The 17853-nt window shown below is 64.7% G+C and carries 13 protein-coding genes and 1 pseudogene; 8 read left to right on the top strand and 6 right to left on the bottom strand.

Going from position 1 to position 17853, the window contains the following annotated elements:
• The first annotated feature begins 15 nt into the window (after positions 1 to 15).
• Positions 16 to 1395 carry an aldehyde dehydrogenase family protein gene (locus AB2L57_RS01815; protein ID WP_232711320.1) on the top strand — a complete coding sequence of 460 codons (1380 nt, stop codon included), beginning with the start codon at positions 16 to 18 and terminating at the stop codon, positions 1393 to 1395.
• Positions 1396 to 1539: 144 nt separating this feature from the next.
• Here the strand turns inward: AB2L57_RS01815 and AB2L57_RS01810 are convergent, their stop codons facing one another.
• Complete coding sequence (locus tag AB2L57_RS01810) at positions 1540 to 1914, bottom strand: helix-turn-helix domain-containing protein (RefSeq protein WP_100812116.1); 375 nt, start codon at positions 1912 to 1914, stop codon at positions 1540 to 1542.
• A 64-nt stretch (positions 1915 to 1978) separates the two neighbouring features.
• On the opposite strand from AB2L57_RS01810, the gene AB2L57_RS01805 reads away from it, so the two are divergent.
• Both AB2L57_RS01805 and AB2L57_RS01800 read left to right on the top strand, forming a co-directional pair.
• Entirely contained in the window at positions 1979 to 2197 is a 219-nt protein-coding gene (locus AB2L57_RS01805; RefSeq protein ID WP_198519594.1) for an NAD(P)H-binding protein, read from the top strand.
• 64 nt (positions 2198 to 2261) lie between these two features.
• Positions 2262 to 2840: a hydroxylase gene (locus AB2L57_RS01800; protein WP_409047913.1), complete on the top strand. Its 579-nt coding sequence runs from the start codon at positions 2262 to 2264 to the stop codon at positions 2838 to 2840.
• Between the two features lie 104 nt (positions 2841 to 2944).
• On the opposite strand, the pseudogene AB2L57_RS01795 reads toward AB2L57_RS01800, so the two are convergent.
• Positions 2945 to 3478 (bottom strand): annotated as a pseudogene (locus tag AB2L57_RS01795) (gfo/Idh/MocA family oxidoreductase); the annotation flags it as partial.
• A gap of 1710 nt (positions 3479 to 5188) precedes the next feature.
• Between AB2L57_RS01795 and AB2L57_RS01790 the strand changes: the two are divergent.
• Both AB2L57_RS01790 and AB2L57_RS01785 read left to right on the top strand, forming a co-directional pair.
• Positions 5189 to 6595 carry an IS1380 family transposase gene (locus AB2L57_RS01790; RefSeq protein WP_409047074.1) on the top strand — a complete coding sequence of 469 codons (1407 nt, stop codon included), beginning with the start codon at positions 5189 to 5191 and terminating at the stop codon, positions 6593 to 6595.
• A gap of 337 nt (positions 6596 to 6932) precedes the next feature.
• Entirely contained in the window at positions 6933 to 7577 is a 645-nt protein-coding gene (locus AB2L57_RS01785) for a hypothetical protein (RefSeq protein WP_100812123.1), read from the top strand.
• Positions 7578 to 8172: 595 nt separating this feature from the next.
• Here the strand turns inward: AB2L57_RS01785 and AB2L57_RS01780 are convergent.
• From AB2L57_RS01780 to AB2L57_RS01770, 3 genes are all read right to left on the bottom strand, one after another.
• Positions 8173 to 9579: an IS1380 family transposase gene (locus AB2L57_RS01780; RefSeq protein WP_409047074.1), complete on the bottom strand. Its 1407-nt coding sequence runs from the start codon at positions 9577 to 9579 to the stop codon at positions 8173 to 8175.
• Positions 9580 to 9681: 102 nt separating this feature from the next.
• Entirely contained in the window at positions 9682 to 10635 is a 954-nt protein-coding gene (locus tag AB2L57_RS01775) for a hypothetical protein (protein ID WP_409047912.1), read from the bottom strand.
• Between the two features lie 277 nt (positions 10636 to 10912).
• Positions 10913 to 11119 carry a hypothetical protein gene (locus AB2L57_RS01770; protein WP_409047911.1) on the bottom strand — a complete coding sequence of 69 codons (207 nt, stop codon included), beginning with the start codon at positions 11117 to 11119 and terminating at the stop codon, positions 10913 to 10915.
• A gap of 70 nt (positions 11120 to 11189) precedes the next feature.
• Here AB2L57_RS01770 and AB2L57_RS01765 point away from each other — a divergent pair, with 70 nt between their 5' ends.
• Entirely contained in the window at positions 11190 to 11459 is a 270-nt protein-coding gene (locus AB2L57_RS01765; protein ID WP_100812126.1) for a hypothetical protein, read from the top strand.
• A complete protein-coding gene (locus AB2L57_RS01760) occupies positions 11459 to 12319 on the top strand; it encodes a zeta toxin family protein (protein WP_100812127.1) in 861 nt (286 codons plus the stop codon). The genes AB2L57_RS01765 and AB2L57_RS01760 overlap by 1 nt, the downstream gene beginning before the upstream one ends.
• Before the next feature lie 206 nt (positions 12320 to 12525).
• On the opposite strand, the gene AB2L57_RS01755 is transcribed toward AB2L57_RS01760, so the two are convergent.
• A complete protein-coding gene (locus AB2L57_RS01755; RefSeq protein ID WP_100812128.1) occupies positions 12526 to 15846 on the bottom strand; it encodes an NACHT domain-containing protein in 3321 nt (1106 codons plus the stop codon).
• A gap of 650 nt (positions 15847 to 16496) precedes the next feature.
• On the opposite strand from AB2L57_RS01755, the gene AB2L57_RS01750 reads away from it, so the two are divergent.
• Positions 16497 to 17687, top strand: a complete 1191-nt coding sequence (locus tag AB2L57_RS01750; protein ID WP_100812129.1) for a hypothetical protein — start codon at positions 16497 to 16499, stop codon at positions 17685 to 17687.
• Positions 17688 to 17853 lie beyond the last annotated feature (166 nt).

Here is a 17853-nt window from a genome sequence, read left to right as displayed (position 1 = left end):
CATCAGGAGCCTTCTGTGGCCACAATCCGCACCATCAACCCTGCCACCGGCGTCGAGCTGGGCACATTCGAAGAGGACGACGAGCTCTACGTCGAGTCCAAGCTCGCCGCCGCTGACCTGGCGGTCACGGCGCTCGCGGAGGCCGGCTGGCACGCGCGAGCAACATGGATGCGTGCCGCCGCCGACTTGCTCGATGCGGAAACCGAGGAGGTCGCTGCCTCGGTCACGGCGGAGATGGGCAAGCCGATCGTGCAGGCCCGCCAGGAAGTCTCCAAGTCTGCGCGAGCTATGCGGTTCTACGCCGACCACGCCGAGGCCTTCCTCGCCCCTCAGTCGCTCGATGACCCCGGGGTGGTGGGAGCTTCATCGGCAGGCGCCCGCTACGAGCCGCTCGGGGTCGTGCTCGCTGTCATGCCCTGGAACTATCCGATCTGGCAGGTCGTGCGATTCGCCGCGCCCGCGCTGATGGCCGGGAATGCAGGGCTCCTCAAGCACGCGAGCATCGTCCCGCGCTCTGCGCTGTATCTCGGCGAGCTATTCCGGCGCGCTGGCTTCCCGGAAGGATCGTTCTCAACGCTACTGATCGGCTCGTCACGCGTGGAGGGAATCGTTCGCGATCCGCGCGTCGCTGCAGTGACGCTGACCGGTTCCGAAGGCGCGGGACGTGCCGTCGCGCGCGCGGCGGGCGACTCGCTGAAGAAGGTCGTGCTGGAGCTCGGGGGCTCTGATCCGTTCGTGGTGATGCCCTCGGCCGATCTCGAGACGGCTGTGCGGACAGCGGTCTCGGCTCGCACGTCCAACAACGGGCAGGCATGTATCAATGCCAAGCGCTTCATCGTGCACAAGGACGTCTACGACGCATTCTCCGTGGCTTTCGTCGAACAGATGGCAGCGCTCGTGGTGGGTGACCCTGCCGAGGAGTCGACGCAGATCGGACCGCTCGCAAGCGAGTCAGGGTTGCGTGATATCGAGGAGCTCGTCGAGGATGCTCGCGCGAAGGGCGCAGAAATCCTCACTGGTGGCGACCGCCGGAGCGGTCACGGCTGGTTCTACCCACCCACCGTCGTCGCCGCGATCACCCCGAAGATGCGCCTGTTCGCCGAGGAGGCGTTCGGTCCGGTCGCCGCCCTGTACAAGGTCTCGTCGCTCGATCAAGCACTGCAGGTTGCCAATGTGCTTGACTTCGGGCTCGGTTCGGCGTTCTGGAGCACAGACCAAACCGAGATCGACGCCGCGATCCGTGGGATCGAATCGGGCGCCGTTTTCATCAACGGGATGACGATCTCCTACCCAGAGCTGCCCTTCGGCGGCATCAAACGATCGGGCTTCGGTCGTGAACTCTCCGTTGAAGGCATTCGCGAGTTCTGCAACCTCAAGACGGTCTGGGTGGCCTAAGGCGTTTCTGACAAGGTCTTTGCTGCGACGATGACGGCGTTGAGGATCACAGCGGCACGGTAAACCATCGCATGCTCAGGCGGCTCGTCGACCGGATTCGTGTAGTTCGATCGAGCCTCTTGAGCAGGCGATGCGACCGTTGGATCAGTGTTCATCGGCGGGCGGCGGGACGGTGAGCGCCCACACGGCCATCGCTTCCAGCACCGGGCGTAGCCGCTCACCCAGTGCGGTCAGCTCATATTCGACCCGCGGGGGGATCTCAGGGTAGGCGGTGCGGGTGACGATCCCGTGCGCCTCGAAGCGGCGCAGCCGGCTGGTGAGGGTGTGCGGACTGATCCCCGGCAGGGCGTCACGCAACTGCGTGAACCGCAGCGGACCGGGCAGGAGCTCTCGCACAATCAGCGTCGCCCACGGCCCCTCCAGCAACACCAAGAACCTGGCCACCCCACACTCCGGCAGCAGCCCCGCAGCCGTCGCCAAGGAGCCGGAAGTGGCGACGGTGGCAACGGTGCTGGTCATAGGACGACACTATCCCATTGGTGCAGTTGAAGTAACCGATGCTGTGTGTGCACTAATAGTGGGTATGAGCTACCTCGTGCACGGCGCCACCGGCGCTCAAGGGTCCCCCGTCGCAGCCGAACTGATCGCCGCGGGCCGTCCCGTTACCGCGATCAGCCGCACTCCCGGCACCGATGTGCCGGGAGCCGAGACAGTGATCGCCGACTACGCGTCCGCTGAGCAGTTGACCGAGGCCTATCGTGATGCGGACGGGGTGTTCGTGCACCTCCCCGCTCGGTCCTGAAGAGCTGATCGCACCATACGCCGACAACATCGCGACCGCGATCACCCGGGCTCGCCCCGCCCGGGTGGTTGTCTCCACCAGCGGGAAGACCATCGACGCCGAAGGCAGCCCGCTACAGCAGCCTGCCCACGCCGCGCTCCCCACACTGCTGTCGTCGCTGGAAGAACAGGGGGTATCGTTCGCTGTGATCGCGCCGCGGTTGTTCCTGGAGAACCTTCTGTTACCTCCGGTCATCGACACCGTCCGATCCGACGGAGTGCTGCGATACCCAATCCGGGCAGACTTCCCCGTCTCGTGGGCCTCCCACCTGGACATCGCCGCCGCCGCCGCCGTGCTCCTTCAACGCCGCGACGTCACCGGTATCGTCGGGATCGGGCAGCTCCCCGCCATCACCGGTCCCGACCTTGCCGCCTCCTTCGCTGAGCACCTCAGAAGGGACGTGAAGTTTGAATCGATCACCCCCGAGGAGTTCGGCACCCTGATCACCCCGCTGATCGGCCCCGCCGCCGCGGGGGTCACCGGCCTCTACCAGGCGCTGTGGCATCAACCCGACCACGTCATCGACCCGACGACCAGTGCACAACAGCGCCTCGGCCTCATCCCACGCACCATCACCGCCTGGCTGTCCGCGATCGGAGCCTGAACAGCCGCCGCCGATGTCCTGAGCGACCACCCGGACAGCTCGGGCGACGTGGGCTGGTCTGCTCGACACCGTCGACGGCCTCAGATGGTGCTGGCGCCCGCGTGCTAGGCGTCTGCATTGAAGGGGTGAACGGTCGTCCAGGCCGCGTTGGCGACGGAGCTACGCTCTACCGCCTCCAGCACGCGCTGCACGGCGAGGCCGTCATCGAAGCCTAGATGCGGGTCGACCACGTTTGCGATCGCGACGATGAAGTCGACGGCTTGGCGGGAGAAGCCGTGCTCGTAACCGAGCACGTGCCCGGCCGGCCACCATCCGGCGACGTACGGGTGGCCAGTCTCCGTGACGAGGACCCTCGTGTACCCTTGCCGGTCGGGTGGTGCCGTGCGGTCGTAGAACTGCAGACTGTTCAGATCTTCCAGATCAATGCGAGGGCACCCTCGTCGCCCGAGACCTCGATGGTCAGAGCGTTCTTGCGACCGGGTGGCAAACCGGGTTGCCTTGAACGAAGCGAGAGCGCCGTTGGTGAGCCGTCCCGTGAGCAGGGCGATGTCGTCTACGGTGAAGTCCCCAAAGCCGGCCCCGTGGGGCAGCAGACGTCGCTTCACGATGGTGTCCACCGCTCCGCTCACGCTCCGCACGGGCGTCAGCGATCAGGTTCCGGAGGAACGTGAGGGCGGGCACGCGCCGATAACGTTCTCACCGCGACGGGATCGGATTTGTGCTGAACCGGCGGTCGCGGACGCGGCGGAAGCTTGAGCGCGAGCGCTCGAGAAGTCAGGCCTTCCTCCTTCAGGTCGAGCTGCCCGTGAACGAACACTGTGAGGCGAGGGAGTCCACCATCCTCTGCGCGGGCGCCAACTCGTTCCAGGCGCAGCGGTTGCCGCATCGGCCCAGACTTTCACCGACGATCTGCGGGGACGCTTACACCAGCGGCGTCACAGAACTGCCATCGTCGCGGCCGACGTCGCCCTCGCGGCGTGACTATAACCCGTCACCTATCCGTGCGGCAGACCCACTCTTACCCTGGCCACCGTCACCATGCACTAGTTGCACAGATGTGCGCGAGGCGCGACCCTCCAGCCACATCTCCAACATCTGTCGCTCACGACGGTCGTGGAAGGGAACAACCTCATACCGCGAGTCGAGGAGGTAACTAGGCGTGTACCGATGTGGGGCCGTGCGCGGGATGGGCCCGGCGAATGCTTCGAAGCGGTATCCGGGGCCTCCCGCCGGGGCCTTCGGGCTCCCCGACGACTTAAGGTCTGTGTGATTCGAATCAGCGCGCGCATCGTGAAATCGCTGAATCCAGTACGCAGGTTGCTCTCTGTCCGGAGGAAGTCGCTTGCCTCGCGCGCGTCCGTAGTGCAAGCACGCGTAGACAAATGCCTCAACCGAAGACACTCGGGGGTTCGTTGTGCCTGCGAGCAGGTTTCCCACGGTGGATTTGGAGAGGACGTGGGCGGGCGCTACGAGTGCGGCATGATGCTGGATGGTACGCAGTCCGGGACTTCCGACCAGCTGGTTCAACTCATCCAATACTTCGCACCAGGCGGGCCGAGCGGGCTTCACGCTAGCTTCACCCCCGCATAGTCCAGGCTGATTTTGTGTCCAGTTTCCAGCATGGACCATGGTGGACAACCCCCGGGACACGATCGTCGTCAAGACCACGCGACGACCCACGGGAGCAATCATGACGATTGAATCGGCACTCCACCTCTTGTCCATGCCTGTTGTAGTGCACGTGGTTGCCGGAGCCATAGTGGTGCTCCGACTGGCCACTGCCGCGATCAACTTCGCTATCGCCGTTCGCCGTGGGTATCTTTCCCTTCGGTATCCGAACGGGAGAGCGCCCTCTCGGGGAAACGACGGAGATTGAAACGTTGAGCAGGTCAACGGACGCGCACGCTGACGCATCCCCCGTTACCCCCCGGTAGTGTCCAGTGAAGGCGGCCCATTTGACGGCAGTCTTATCGGCAATACCCCTCAACTCAGCGAGAACCGGCGCGAGGACTTCGCCAGCGAGGGATGGCGGGAATGGCTTAGGCGGACGCCGACCGCGACGACGTGTCCGCTGAAGCTCTCTCGGACGAGATGACGGCGGGGTACCGTCCGGGGAGGAGCCATGCATGCTCCCGGCTCACGATCGAGGGCGTGCCTGGCTTGTCGAGGCGGCGGCGGATCAGCGAGAACCCGCCTCAGCGCACCCACACCGCTGTGCCCGGCTTAGCCTCGATCCACCGATGTAGTGAGGTGTTGAGCGGGTGCCGTGACACGGAAATGCCCCTCTGACCGGGAAGAATAGTGATTGTCTAGGCCACTGTTCGACCGATCCGAGAGGCATCTCGTAGATGCAATTCAAGCATGCCCCTGCCGCGGTGTCAGCGGTCTTCGATGACCCGAATCTCGTGTCGGCCGCCGGGCTGGTCCCGATGCTGCGACTCGCGCAGCACGCAGGGCTGATGGAACTGGCTCAAGAGCGGCTGAGCGTCCCGACTGACAAGGGCTCGAACGCCGGCGCGAAGGTCTCCGCACTGGTCGCGGGGATGCTCGCGGGGGCGGACTCGATCGACGACATGAACGTGCTCCGCCACGGTGGGATGGGCCGACTGTTCGACAGGACGTATGCGCCGTCGACGCTGGGATCGTTCCTGCGTGAGTTCCGGTTCGGCCACGTCCGGCAGCTCGACGCCGTCGCAACCCGCGTCGTCCAGAACCTCGCCGTCAACGCGCCACTTCTGCAGATCTCCGCCGGCGAGCGGGTGATGGTGGATCTGGACGACACGATCATCGAGGTCCACGGATACCAGAAGCAGGGCGCCGGGTTCGGGTACTCCGGCGTCCGCGGCCTGAATGCCCTTCTCGCCACGGCATCAACGTCGGCGTCGGCGCCGGTGATCCTCGGCCAGCGGCTGCGGCAGGGCAAGACCGGGTCCCCGAAAGGAGCTGCACGGATCGTCGGCGACGCCCTCGCCACTCTCCGCCGGATGAATCTCGGGAACGGAGCGCGGCCACTGCTGCGGGCGGACTCCGCGTTCTACGGCTATGCGACCGTCGGCACCGCGATCAAGGCCGGCGCGGACGTGTCGGTCACGGTCCGGATGGACCCCGCGGTGAAAGCGGCGATCGCGACCATAGGCGAGGACGCGTGGGAGACGATCGAGTACCCGAACGCGATCCGCGACGAGTCCACCGGCCGGTGGATCTCGAAAGCCGAGGTCGCCGAGGTGCCGTTCACCGCGTTCCGCTCCCGGAAGAAGGCCGAACGCATCGATGGTCGGCTCGTGGTCCGGCGCATCCCCGACCTCAATCCGACGCGGGTGGAGCAGCCGACGCTGTTCGATGTCTTCCGGCATCACGCGTTCTTCACCACCACAGCGAAAGAAGCGCTGGGCACGGTGGTCGCGGACAAGACCCACCGCGCTCACGCGATCATCGAGCAAGTCCACGCCGACCTCAAACAAGGGCCCCTCGCTCACCTCCCGTCCGGGGTGTTCGCCGCGAACAGCGCCTGGCTCGTGCTCGCCGTGATCGCGTTCAACCTCACCCGTGCCGCCGGAATCCTCGCCGACCGCGGCGGCCGACTCGCGAAAGCGACGACCGCGACGATCCGACGCACCCTCATCTCAGTGCCGGCACGACTGGCACGTTCCGCACGGAGGATCACGCTGCACCTGCCCGAAGCGTGGCCCTGGCAGATCGCATTCGACAGGCTCTTCACGAGCACGCACGCACCACCACCGGCAACGGCCAGCTGACCATCGCCGCGACCGCGGCATGACCGAGGACAACGTGGACGACCGGGATGCGACGCCCGGAACTCCGCCATGCCCAAGACGCGTCACCGCACACCGATCACGCCAGCCCAGCCACCCCGAGGCTCATCGGTGGATCGGGGCTTAGGGGATCTTCTAACAGTGCAGGGTGTGTACACGTGTGGAGCGAATAGCAGCCGTCTCACACGAACGCCAGGAGCGCGCGCGTCGCTAGGGAATGTGCATTCTGCAGGCTCAGCGAAGTTCGTAGACTCTCCTCATGCCTAGTAGCTGCAACGAGCAGGCCTGCGGGTCGAGTAGCCCAGGGCTCAAGGCAAACGTGGCCAACTTCTTGGAACGGGCTGCGCGGATCGCCAACAACCCGCTCGCCGGACAAGATGCTCAGTTCAGTGTGCAGATGCGACTCGACCTGAGAACGCGTGAGGTGAGTGCGACTGGCTTCGATTCACAGGTCCTCCCCGAGGACGACTGGCTAACGATGGCTGTGCGGATGAGACCGATCATTTTCCTTGAAAACGATCCGGTGAGCGTTAAGAATCTGACTACCCAGATCGAACGCGAGCACGTTCTGCTGCGGGGGCAGTTGAGGTCGGCTCGAAGCGGTCTCGCGGCCTGGAAACGGCATGCGTTCGTGTATGCGGGGAACCTCGGCGGAACCCCACCGTCGATGGCATCTGGCGATGTTCGTCGTCAGATGGTCAAGATCGGACCACCGGGCGCTTCGCCGTCCGGAGTGCCGGTCGAAGGTCTTGCGACGGACTACGACTACGCGAACACCTACCTCAACGCGATGGTGTGGCATTCGGACACCGATAAGTCCATCGAGTACCAAGATGCCGCTGAGTACATGAAGCAGCACTACCGGAAGTGTGCGGAGATCCGTGTCCTCAGCGCAGCCAAGGACATCATTCCCCCGCTGCGGCGATGGATTCTGGATGCTCGATCCGACGGTCATGACTTCTGAACGGCGTGCGGGCCGCGGTGACCACCAGCTGCGGTGCGAACACACGCCGTGACGACGGGCGACCGGTGCAGCTGAGTTGCCGCTCAAGTCTGCAAGCGGGGGAACCCGCCCGCGACGTCGTCATGCGGCTGGCCACGATTTCAGGCTGCGGCTGTTGCTCTCTGTGGCGACGGCGTTCAGCGCGGGCTGAGCTCCTGCGCGTCGAGGATTGGCGGTGTGAGGAGGTACAGCTCGCAGACAACGCCCTTGACGTGCTACTTGATGAAGCTCTGCCAGTCATCGCTGGCTTCGACGCCACTGGCGCCATCTCGATTGATGGTCAGCCATTTCTTGGATGTACCGTCCTCGGCACCCCAGCCGAGTGCTCGCTCCACGTCTCGGCGGCGCGGCTCATCACCGAAGGTGACGACAAGGACCCGCGGCTTCGGGTCACGGTCGATGAACTCGGCTCTTAGCCCCGATCCACCGATGAGCCTCGGGGTGGCTGGGCTGGCGTGATCGGTGTGCGGTGACGCGTCTTGGGCATGGCGGAGTTCCGGGCGTCGCATCCCGGTCGTCCACGTTGTCCTCGGTCATGCCGCGGTCGCGGCGATGGTCAGCTGGCCGTTGCCGGTGGTGGTGCGTGCGTGCTCGTGAAGAGCCTGTCGAATGCGATCTGCCAGGGCCACGCTTCGGGCAGGTGCAGCGTGATCCTCCGTGCGGAACGTGCCAGTCGTGCCGGCACTGAGATGAGGGTGCGTCGGATCGTCGCGGTCGTCGCTTTCGCGAGTCGGCCGCCGCGGTCGGCGAGGATTCCGGCGGCACGGGTGAGGTTGAACGCGATCACGGCGAGCACGAGCCAGGCGCTGTTCGCGGCGAACACCCCGGACGGGAGGTGAGCGAGGGGCCCTTGTTTGAGGTCGGCGTGGACTTGCTCGATGATCGCGTGAGCGCGGTGGGTCTTGTCCGCGACCACCGTGCCCAGCGCTTCTTTCGCTGTGGTGGTGAAGAACGCGTGATGCCGGAAGACATCGAACAGCGTCGGCTGCTCCACCCGCGTCGGATTGAGGTCGGGGATGCGCCGGACCACGAGCCGACCATCGATGCGTTCGGCCTTCTTCCGGGAGCGGAACGCGGTGAACGGCACCTCGGCGACCTCGGCTTTCGAGATCCACCGGCCGGTGGACTCGTCGCGGATCGCGTTCGGGTACTCGATCGTCTCCCACGCGTCCTCGCCTATGGTCGCGATCGCCGCTTTCACCGCGGGGTCCATCCGGACCGTGACCGACACGTCCGCGCCGGCCTTGATCGCGGTGCCGACGGTCGCATAGCCGTAGAACGCGGAGTCCGCCCGCAGCAGTGGCCGCGCTCCGTTCCCGAGATTCATCCGGCGGAGAGTGGCGAGGGCGTCGCCGACGATCCGTGCAGCTCCTTTCGGGGACCCGGTCTTGCCCTGCCGCAGCCGCTGGCCGAGGATCACCGGCGCCGACGCCGACGTTGATGCCGTGGCGAGAAGGGCATTCAGGCCGCGGACGCCGGAGTACCCGAACCCGGCGCCCTGCTTCTGGTATCCGTGGACCTCGATGATCGTGTCGTCCAGATCCACCATCACCCGCTCGCCGGCGGAGATCTGCAGAAGTGGCGCGTTGACGGCGAGGTTCTGGACGACGCGGGTTGCGACGGCGTCGAGCTGCCGGACGTGGCCGAACCGGAACTCACGCAGGAACGATCCCAGCGTCGACGGCGCATACGTCCTGTCGAACAGTCGGCCCATCCCACCGTGGCGGAGCACGTTCATGTCGTCGATCGAGTCCGCCCCCGCGAGCATCCCCGCGACCAGTGCGGAGACCTTCGCGCCGGCGTTCGAGCCCTTGTCAGTCGGGACGCTCAGCCGCTCTTGAGCCAGTTCCATCAGCCCTGCGTGCTGCGCGAGTCGCAGCATCGGGACCAGCCCGGCGGCCGACACGAGATTCGGGTCATCGAAGACCGCTGACACCGCGGCAGGGGCATGCTTGAATTGCATCTACGAGATGCCTCTCGGATCGGTCGAACAGTGGCCTAGACAATCACTATTCTTCCCGGTCAGAGGGGCATTTCCGTGTCACGGCACCCGCTCAACACCTCACTACATCGGTGGATCGAGGCTTAGCGCGGCGTTGACTGGATCGTCTTTGAAGGAGTAGCCGATGATGAGCCAGTGATCTGCCTCGGCCAATCCATCGGCGAACATCGTGTACGCAAGGTCGAAGGGGAACTGAGCGACGTGCTCGGCCTTGTCTTTCCGATTCGCGAGAACGACTACTGGCCTGACGTTGGTTGTCCTCTCTCGGACCGCGCGCCATTGATCACCGTCGTCCAGCATTTCCTTGGGTAGCTTGGCGTGTATCTTCCCATCCCGCGTCGCCCAGAACGTGAGTGATCCGTGGATGTGCAGCAGCTGCACTCGTTTGCTTCTTGGGAAGTCATCGCTACTTGATCTGAGCGCCTGCACGGTGCGCTCAACCTGGTCGTCGACGACGACTTTCACGTGACGGTAGCCGTGGCCCATATCGGCGAGCTCCGGCTGACACACTGTAAGGAGCGATGCAAGCAGGAGGGTGTCGTAGTTGAGATTTGCGATGACGACCTTGCCATCGAACGCTCCGGTTATCGCCGTCACTAGGTCGTACAAACTCTGCGCCTCGTCGACGTAGGCGTGCGAACGTTCCGCTATGACCTCTAGGACGTGGGATATCCCTGTGTCGCGTACCCGTTCCGCGAACCTCGAGACTCGCTGTATGGCCTTTCGGAGCTTCTCGTCGGCGGGCTGGGTTAACTCAGCGAGAGTGTCCAGCACATCCAGCGTGCGGGATTCTGCGCCGAAGGCGCCCACAAGCACCTCGAAGTCCGCGGCACTGGTGGCGCCGTCTGGGAGAGCGCGCTCCGCGAGCTCTTTCATTGCGATCACGACGTCACCGCCGTCCGCCTCCTCGATGCGGCGGAGAACCTCTTCTGTGATGCTCTGCAGGTTCAACTCGGGGTTGAAAGCGATCGACAGTCCGTTCCCTGCGAGAACCGCGACACTGCGGCCATCCGTCACTACGACCCCCTCCAGATATGTGCGCGGATCGGGTTTGCTTCCCTCCCGCTGACACACAGTATCCGACCGCTTTTCGACGGTGCTCCGTCGCCAGTCGAGTGGACGAGTAGACGGGGGCTCTGAGCCCGGTCGCGTCCCGGAACCCATTGAGTCCCGCGCTCCCGACGCCCGCTCCACTGGCGCAGGGTCGATATTCACCTTGGGATGAATGCTCGTCCTGAGTTGCGTTGGGCGCTACAGCCGCACCGGTCATGGGAGGCAGGGGCGGCCCACGTTGTCAGCGGCTGTGCGGGGCGCCCTTCTCCGTGTAGTACCGGAGAAGCGGAGACGTCATGTCGCGGACACCGTCACCGATGACGATCGAACGCAGCAAGTACCCGTACCCGAACCCCGCCGACATCAGCCGCATCGACAACACATCGGAGGGGTGCGCGGGCCGCCCCTTGTCGTCAGATGACGCGTCTGGGGTGCTCTGGCCCGTCACCACGGGGCTGTGGGAACATGGAATCAGCCGCCGCCACACCGGGCGCGGTTTCGGGCGACGGAGGTGCAGTGTGACCGAGACAGTCACGTTGGGCGCTGACTTCGAGCGCGGCATCCGCTTCGAGGGGCTGCGTGAGTCGATCACTGGTGAGATCGCCCGCCGCAATGCCGCCGCCCACACAGCCGGACTCGACACCCCCGAGGGACGACGGCAGACCGACGCGATCGCCGCGCTCGTCCAGGTACGCAAACGCCTCCGTTCCGACGACGACGAGCAACTGCTGATCGCCGAACTGCTGCTGCAGGTGCAGGACAGCGACCGCGCCCACGCCCGCGCGTGATGACCGATCCGACCCGGTTCCAGCTCACCGACGCCGACAACGAACACATCTTCCGCACACGACTGCTTCCGCTTGAGTTCCCCGGTCTGCACGCCGCTTCAGGCCCGAGCGCGCACTTCTTCGGCGCGCAACCGGGGGCCGGCAAGTCCGTGGCCCAGGCCGCCGTCATCACCGAGCTGGCGCACCGCGACAGCTGGGATGCCGTCGCCGCGATCATCGGGGACGACTACAGGCCCTACCATCCCGACTATGCGCGGCTCCTGGCCGAGAGCGACGAGACCGCTGCGTTCTACACCGACCGCGACACCGCCCGGTGGGTCGAGCGAGCCATCGAGCATACGCTCACAGTGCGCCCGCATGTCATCGTCGAAGGAACGCTACGCCGGGCCTCCGTCACCATCGACACCGCCCGCCGCTACCACGACGCCGGATTCGACACGCACCTGCACGTCCTCGCCATCCACGAGGTCGTCTCCCGTCTCCGAATCTTCGGACGCTACCTCGACCAGCTCGATCGCGACGGCCACGGCCGCTACACCCTCCCCGCGGCACACCGGGTCGCTTACGACGCTCTCCCCGGCTCGGTCGCTGACATCCTCTCCGCCGACGTATTCGACACGGTGACCGTCCACAACCTGCACGGCACCGTCATGCACACCGCCGGCCCTGGCCGCGACGACGCACAGGCGATCCTCGCAGCGATCGACCGTGAGCGGGCCTCCGACCATCTCGACACGAGCGGCTTGCTCGCCATCGCAGACGCCTACCTCGACCGCGCACGAGCAGCCGGTCCCGCCATCACCCCCGACCTCATCGCACTCTGCCAGGACATCGCAACCACCGCGTACACGCCCTCGTGAAGAACCAGGAATCTCCGACTACTCGTTACATGCAGAGGTCGTGAAGAGTGCGAGCAAAGAGTAAGGGTGTATGCACGAGAGATCTACCCGCAATTGTGAGTCCGCGCTTCGCCACGCCGGCGACTTGGCTGCGCGATTCCGGGCATCATAGATATCTCTTGGCAGCCTCCTTCAGATGACTTCCGGCGTTCGCTCTGCGACTTCTGTTAGCCGACGTCCCACGTGTTCTCCTGCGCGACCTGCGTAAGCGGCGGCAGCTGGGTCCCCTTCTTCGCCGCCAGCGTGTTGATGGCGCTCTCTACGATCTGTACAGGCCACAGTTCGGGAGCCGACATCACCTCGGCCACGCGGGACGCAGTCAACGCCCCCAGCTTCACCGTCGGTGGCAATTCCTCCAGTGTGGCGCCGCGGACGATGTCTATGCCGACTGTTCGACGTGGGTGCACCGCCGCGAACAACTCGCTGGGCTCTATTCCTGCCTCCGCGACGTCTTCGAGTGCTTTCTCCAGCTGCTTGTCGATCCATCCTGTGGGTTCGGTGCTCACCACGCGTATCAGCCAGAGAACACGCCCCGTGGCCCGAATCGTCCCGACGCGTACCGCCTCGTCCAAGGGAAGCCGTCGTCCCCGTGAGATGCCATGACCGGCGACGAGGGCGTCGCACACCGTCGAGTACTGCGCCGGAGACATGGCTCCGACGGAGAGTTCGAGATGCGCTATCGATTCGATGAGGACGTCCTGACGGGCATGCGAGAGGAGCCCCACGACACGGAGGTCACGTTCGGTATCGGTAGCTGCGGTCCGCAGCGCGTCTTGCCACCATTGCGCGTCGTCGGAGTGGGTGCGGAACGAGTGCTCGGTACGAAGGGCACTGTTCAGGTGCGGGTTTGACGTCACTATGGCGAGGTCGGTTGCTGACGGGAGGGAAGCAACCGCGCGCCCAAGCACCCAGCCCTCGCCCCATACTCCGGCGATGGAGACCAGCGATTCGACCCCGTCGCTTGTCTTCTTGCCGAGGAAGAGATGAGCCGCGCGCGCCGCTCCCAGGGGATCTTGTTCGTTACGACGGGCCCGCGGTAGTCCCGCTCTGTTCTTGGTGACGATCGCGGCCGCGAACTGGCTCAGCAACGCGACCGGCGTTGCCTGCGCAGCCTCGGCAACCACACCCCGGTTCTGTTCGCGAAGTACGAGTTGAAGGATACGGTCGTCGTCGCCGTCGTAACCGCCAGCGAGGAGCAGGTGGGCGAACGCTACCTCTTCGTCGGCAGCGACCTCGAGCGCCGCGACCAGCCGTGCAGTTTCATCCGGATCTAGCGAGCCCAGTGCTTGTAGGGTCGCCGCGACCTCCACCCACGATGAGCTGGGCCTGTATTGCTCCCACCACCACGCGACCAGGTCGTCGTCCACTGTCGCGTGGCGGTACAGGCTCGAAGCGACCGACCTGACCGGACCGTTGCCGTTCTCCAGGCGCTGACGTAGGTAGGCGACTGCTTCGGCGCGTCCGGCGCGGTCGCTGAACTGCAGCGGGATGCGGGTGCTGTCGAGCAAGCCCAGTTCCCCGAGAGTGACTCCCGATCCGTCGAGAACAAACGCTACGACCTTTTCCAACACAGTCGACGACTGCGCCTGATAGACGCGGTCCGCTAGCGTCAGAGCCGCTGTCGCGCGAACCAGTGGGTGCGGGCTGACAGCGTTATCTGCCGACCTGAAGTTGTCATGGAGGGAACGGACCTCGCCCTTCGTGAACATGCCCACGAAGAAGCGCGTCACATTTGTCCAGTAGGCGCGGGAGAGCAGCGCGGTCGCGCCGTCGTCACGGGAGTCGCCGACACCTCGGGAGGTGAGGTTCTCGAACAGGTGCCAGGCGGCGAAGTACTCGCGCAACGATTGGACTTCGAACTCGAATTTCCCTTCGCGCTCTACTAGGCACAGCACCCGCGAGGTGATGGCGGAGTAGATGGCGTCTGCGAGCTTCTGTGCGTCTGGTTGTCCTTCGAGTCGGACGCGGAGGACACGTCGCAGTTCGTCTTGACCGATGCCACCCTCGAGCGCGCCGAGCTCGGTCTGCGAGTGTAGGTACCAGCCGAGGTAGGCGTGTGTGTCGACAAGCACGTTGCGGTGCTGGGCGAGAAGCGGTTCCTTGTTCTCGGCCTGTTCCCGATCGAGGGAAGACTCGAGGTAGTTGCGAAAGAGCTCAGTGCGCTGCTCGGGCAGGAGTTGGCGTCTGTGGAGAAGGTTCAGCAGGATGGCCAGCTGCATGGGCGAGGAGGCGAGCTCCTGGATGTGAGGAAGGTGTTCGTTGTCGTGGAACGCTGTCGCGAGCCGTTCGGCAGAGTCCGGTTCGAGCGCGTTGACCTCGATCCACCTGTTGAGGTACTGCCTCCGCAGCCCTGGGGTGAGCGGTAGCACTTGGAGAACGGTGAACGTGCCCGAAGCGGTCAACGCGCTCAGCGAGCTGCCCGGGCGGGTGCTGACGAGGACGACGAGGTTCGCGGCCAACGCATTGAGCCTGTCGCGGGCTCGAGCGATCTCGGTCGTTACCTCGTCTCGATCCTGGACGTTCGGGATTTCGTCCAGCCCGTCCAATGCGAGAAGCAGTGGCTCGGTGGCCAGCATCATCTCGAAGTCGTCGGCTGTGAACTCGTGTGTTCGGGTGTGCCGGGTGATGTCGCCAAGAAGATACCGTTCGAGGTCGGTGCGCGCTTCGGATGCTTCTTTTCCTTCTTGGACGGCGCGTTCCCTCTGGATGCGTCTCCATTGTGCATAGCGACGCAGATCCAGGCGGAGTGGGATTCGCGCCAAACCTGTGCTGCGCACAAGGCTGACATCCTGCGCGTCGTAAGTGCTCTTGTCCAGCCGTCGCGCCCGGTAGTACTGGGCCAGGTATTGCAGAATGGTCGACTTGCCCTGCCCCGGTCCGCCGACCAAGACCGCGTTCTCCTTCCACTCCGGGTGCAGCAACATCTGCGCAGCCCCGGCGACGAGGAGGCTCCGCCGACTGTCCGCGGGCAACGGGTCGCCAGGGTGCGCGCGAGAGATCTCGCCAACCAATGCAGCAGCGCGACTGTCTGCCCGGCAACCAAGCGGGACGTCCACGAACATCGCATCCACGCGCGCTTTCAACTCGGCCTGCTGGAACTGGACGAAGTCCTCCGCCCCGTACCGGTCGGCCATATACGCGCGAATCGCGGGGCTGAACTTCGCTCGCTTGTCCTGCTGACGCACATGCTGAGCTTTCATCTGCTCGAGCTGCGCCACGGTGAAGTGACGGCCGTCGTCGGAGTCGATGAGGGTGTGATGGGTAGGACAGAGGAGGATCAGATTGTCGGGACCGTCGACGTCTTCGTACAGAGGGTCGTGACGCGGCCCCCGCGGCCGGCCGGAACGAATGTGCGCCTGCTCACCCACGACAACGCTGCCGTCCCCGTCTCCAGCGTCAATGGTGAGCGGCTGAACGCACAACGTGTAGGCGCAGACGTTGTGCGATGTGCCCCACAGCACCTTCTGCGTCGCGACAGTGATGGTCATCCAGAACCCTCCGTCGCCATCTTGTCAGAGCCGAGTGCCGGCCCGTATGTCGACGCAACCTCGCGACTCCCGCGCGGTATGCGTGGCATGCGCGGTAGGTCACCGTCGACGCCGTGGAGCTACCCAGCCGATTACCACGGTCTGGTTCAACGGGGTCTGCTGCAGTGCACAGCACTTCGCTAGGCTCTCACTGTTGATCAGGACGGGGTTCGAATGGCGATCGCTGCAAGGACATGTGCGACCGCGACGCCTGGCGCTCAAGACCCGGTCTACGTGACATGCGCTCCGCCGGTTCAGTACCAGTCGCTCTACTACCACCGTCCCGCCGCGAAGCTCCCGGGCAAGTCTCGCTGGATCTTAAGCAGCGACGATGAATGTCATGCGTTCTGCCACGCGTCGGATCGGGGCTGGATAGATTCGCGCGGGAAGCACTGGTTCGTCATGCCGGACGCCAGCGTCATCGGTGCGAGCCGGGAGCGCATAGCGACGTTCACCCGGTCTGACGTCGGTATCCCTTGGCACGGCTACCCTGTCTCCGCGCTTCCGGACGCTGTGGCGCGCACTTCCGTGCCGCCCGAAGTGCTTCGCGCTTGGGAGCAAGAAGGGGCAACGACGCGAGGACTCATCAAGAAGCTCTGGAAGCGCAGAGCATGACAAGGGCCGCGCTGTTCCAAGCGATCCTTCCCGGCGAGTGGGCAGAGGGGTGGCTCTATAAAGACCATCTGTTTCTCTGGACTACAGATGGCGACCTCGTTCACACGCCCGTGGCTCGCCTCGTTTCGCAACTACATGGCACCCACGGCCCGGAGGTTGCTCTCGCCGCACAGTTCGCGCTCTTCCGCAATGACTGGAAGGGGGGCATGCAGATCGAAGCGCTCACTCGTGTGCCGCGTATCCGCGACGCGCTGTCTGACACCGTCAGCGCCGCGAGCAAGGTCGCTCGGGTGGAGTTCGCTGATCCGCCGATGGAGTCCGTAGACATCGAGTCCGTGCCCGGCTTCCTGCTCTCGGTGTCGATTTACGGCAATCACGCCTTCATCGCAAGCAGCGACGGGCTGTTCGAGACGAACCTGAACCCTGAATACTTGGGCCAAGAGCACTACCTCGAGTCGCGGCTGAGCTTTGCCGTCCACGACCTTGATACGAATTACGGTGCTGTCGCGGCATCCGCTTTCGAGGAGGGGCTTTGGTTCGATCGGATCGACTTTGGCCACGAGGAGGGACGTTCCCAGGGGAACTCAATGCAGCGACTTGCCGACTTCTCCAGTGGTGTGTCGATGGCGTCCAAGGACCTGTTGAATTTCGTAGAAGAAGGAATCCCCAATCTTTACCTGGGGGCCTCTGAACGACGTCTCCAGAGCCCGAGGTCCCGCTTCCCCAGCCACATGATCACCGGCTACCGTCGCTCTGATGACGACCTTGCGATGCTGTCTGCGCGGAGCCTCGGTATCGACGAGTCGCGAGTACGAGAAGGCGGGGTGCGAGTGCTCGCAAACTCTAAGCAGCGGCTGCTGTACGACGTTGACGGTGATTTGCGTGTGGCCCGGTTGCGGACCCTGGACGGAGTGAAGCTTGACCGGGCTGCCGCGCTAGGCGTCCGCCTTGACGATGCGACCGCCGGCGGTGCTCCCGTGTCCACGCACGCTATGGCGGGCGGCTTTCTTGTCGAAGGACAGGAACGCGTGTCATGGATCGATCATGACGGCGTGCTAGAGGTCTCCTCACAACCTGCCGTTACCGTGCGGACATTCCCTGGTTCACGGCACTTCATCGACACCGCACTCATCATCGAAGAGGATCGCGCCATACTCGTCGGGTTTCTCGACATCCCCCGGTCGTAGACGTTCATTCCGCGACAAGCGCCCCTGGGTACGCTTTCCACACAGGCGGGACATATCCCGATATCGCAGCTGGTGGGGGTCTGTCACCTCTTATGGGTATAACAACTGACTGGTGCAGGGTGCGTATTCAACGGGAGCGAATAGCTCCGAGAACCGAGGCTGCGCG

Origin of the sequence: Microbacterium sp. HA-8 (genome assembly GCF_046111165.1) — a bacterium.
In the GTDB taxonomy this organism is placed as follows: domain Bacteria; phylum Actinomycetota; class Actinomycetes; order Actinomycetales; family Microbacteriaceae; genus Microbacterium.
The sequence above is the reverse complement of the archived record's forward strand: the minus strand, read 5'-3'. Positions and strand labels throughout refer to the sequence as shown.

What these genes read in the sequence shown, in the direction of transcription:
- AB2L57_RS01780 (WP_409047074.1), bottom strand. Translation starts at nt 9,579, where the DNA reads ATGCAATTCAAGCATGCCCCTGCCGCGGTGTCAGCGGTCTTCGATGAC.
- AB2L57_RS01750 (WP_100812129.1), top strand. Translation starts at nt 16,497, where the DNA reads ATGACAAGGGCCGCGCTGTTCCAAGCGATCCTTCCCGGCGAGTGGGCA.
- AB2L57_RS01810 (WP_100812116.1), bottom strand. Translation starts at nt 1,914, where the DNA reads ATGACCAGCACCGTTGCCACCGTCGCCACTTCCGGCTCCTTGGCGACG.
- AB2L57_RS01805 (WP_198519594.1), top strand. Translation starts at nt 1,979, where the DNA reads ATGAGCTACCTCGTGCACGGCGCCACCGGCGCTCAAGGGTCCCCCGTC.
- AB2L57_RS01755 (WP_100812128.1), bottom strand. Translation starts at nt 15,846, where the DNA reads ATGACCATCACTGTCGCGACGCAGAAGGTGCTGTGGGGCACATCGCAC.
- AB2L57_RS01760 (WP_100812127.1), top strand. Translation starts at nt 11,459, where the DNA reads ATGACCGATCCGACCCGGTTCCAGCTCACCGACGCCGACAACGAACAC.
- AB2L57_RS01790 (WP_409047074.1), top strand. Translation starts at nt 5,189, where the DNA reads ATGCAATTCAAGCATGCCCCTGCCGCGGTGTCAGCGGTCTTCGATGAC.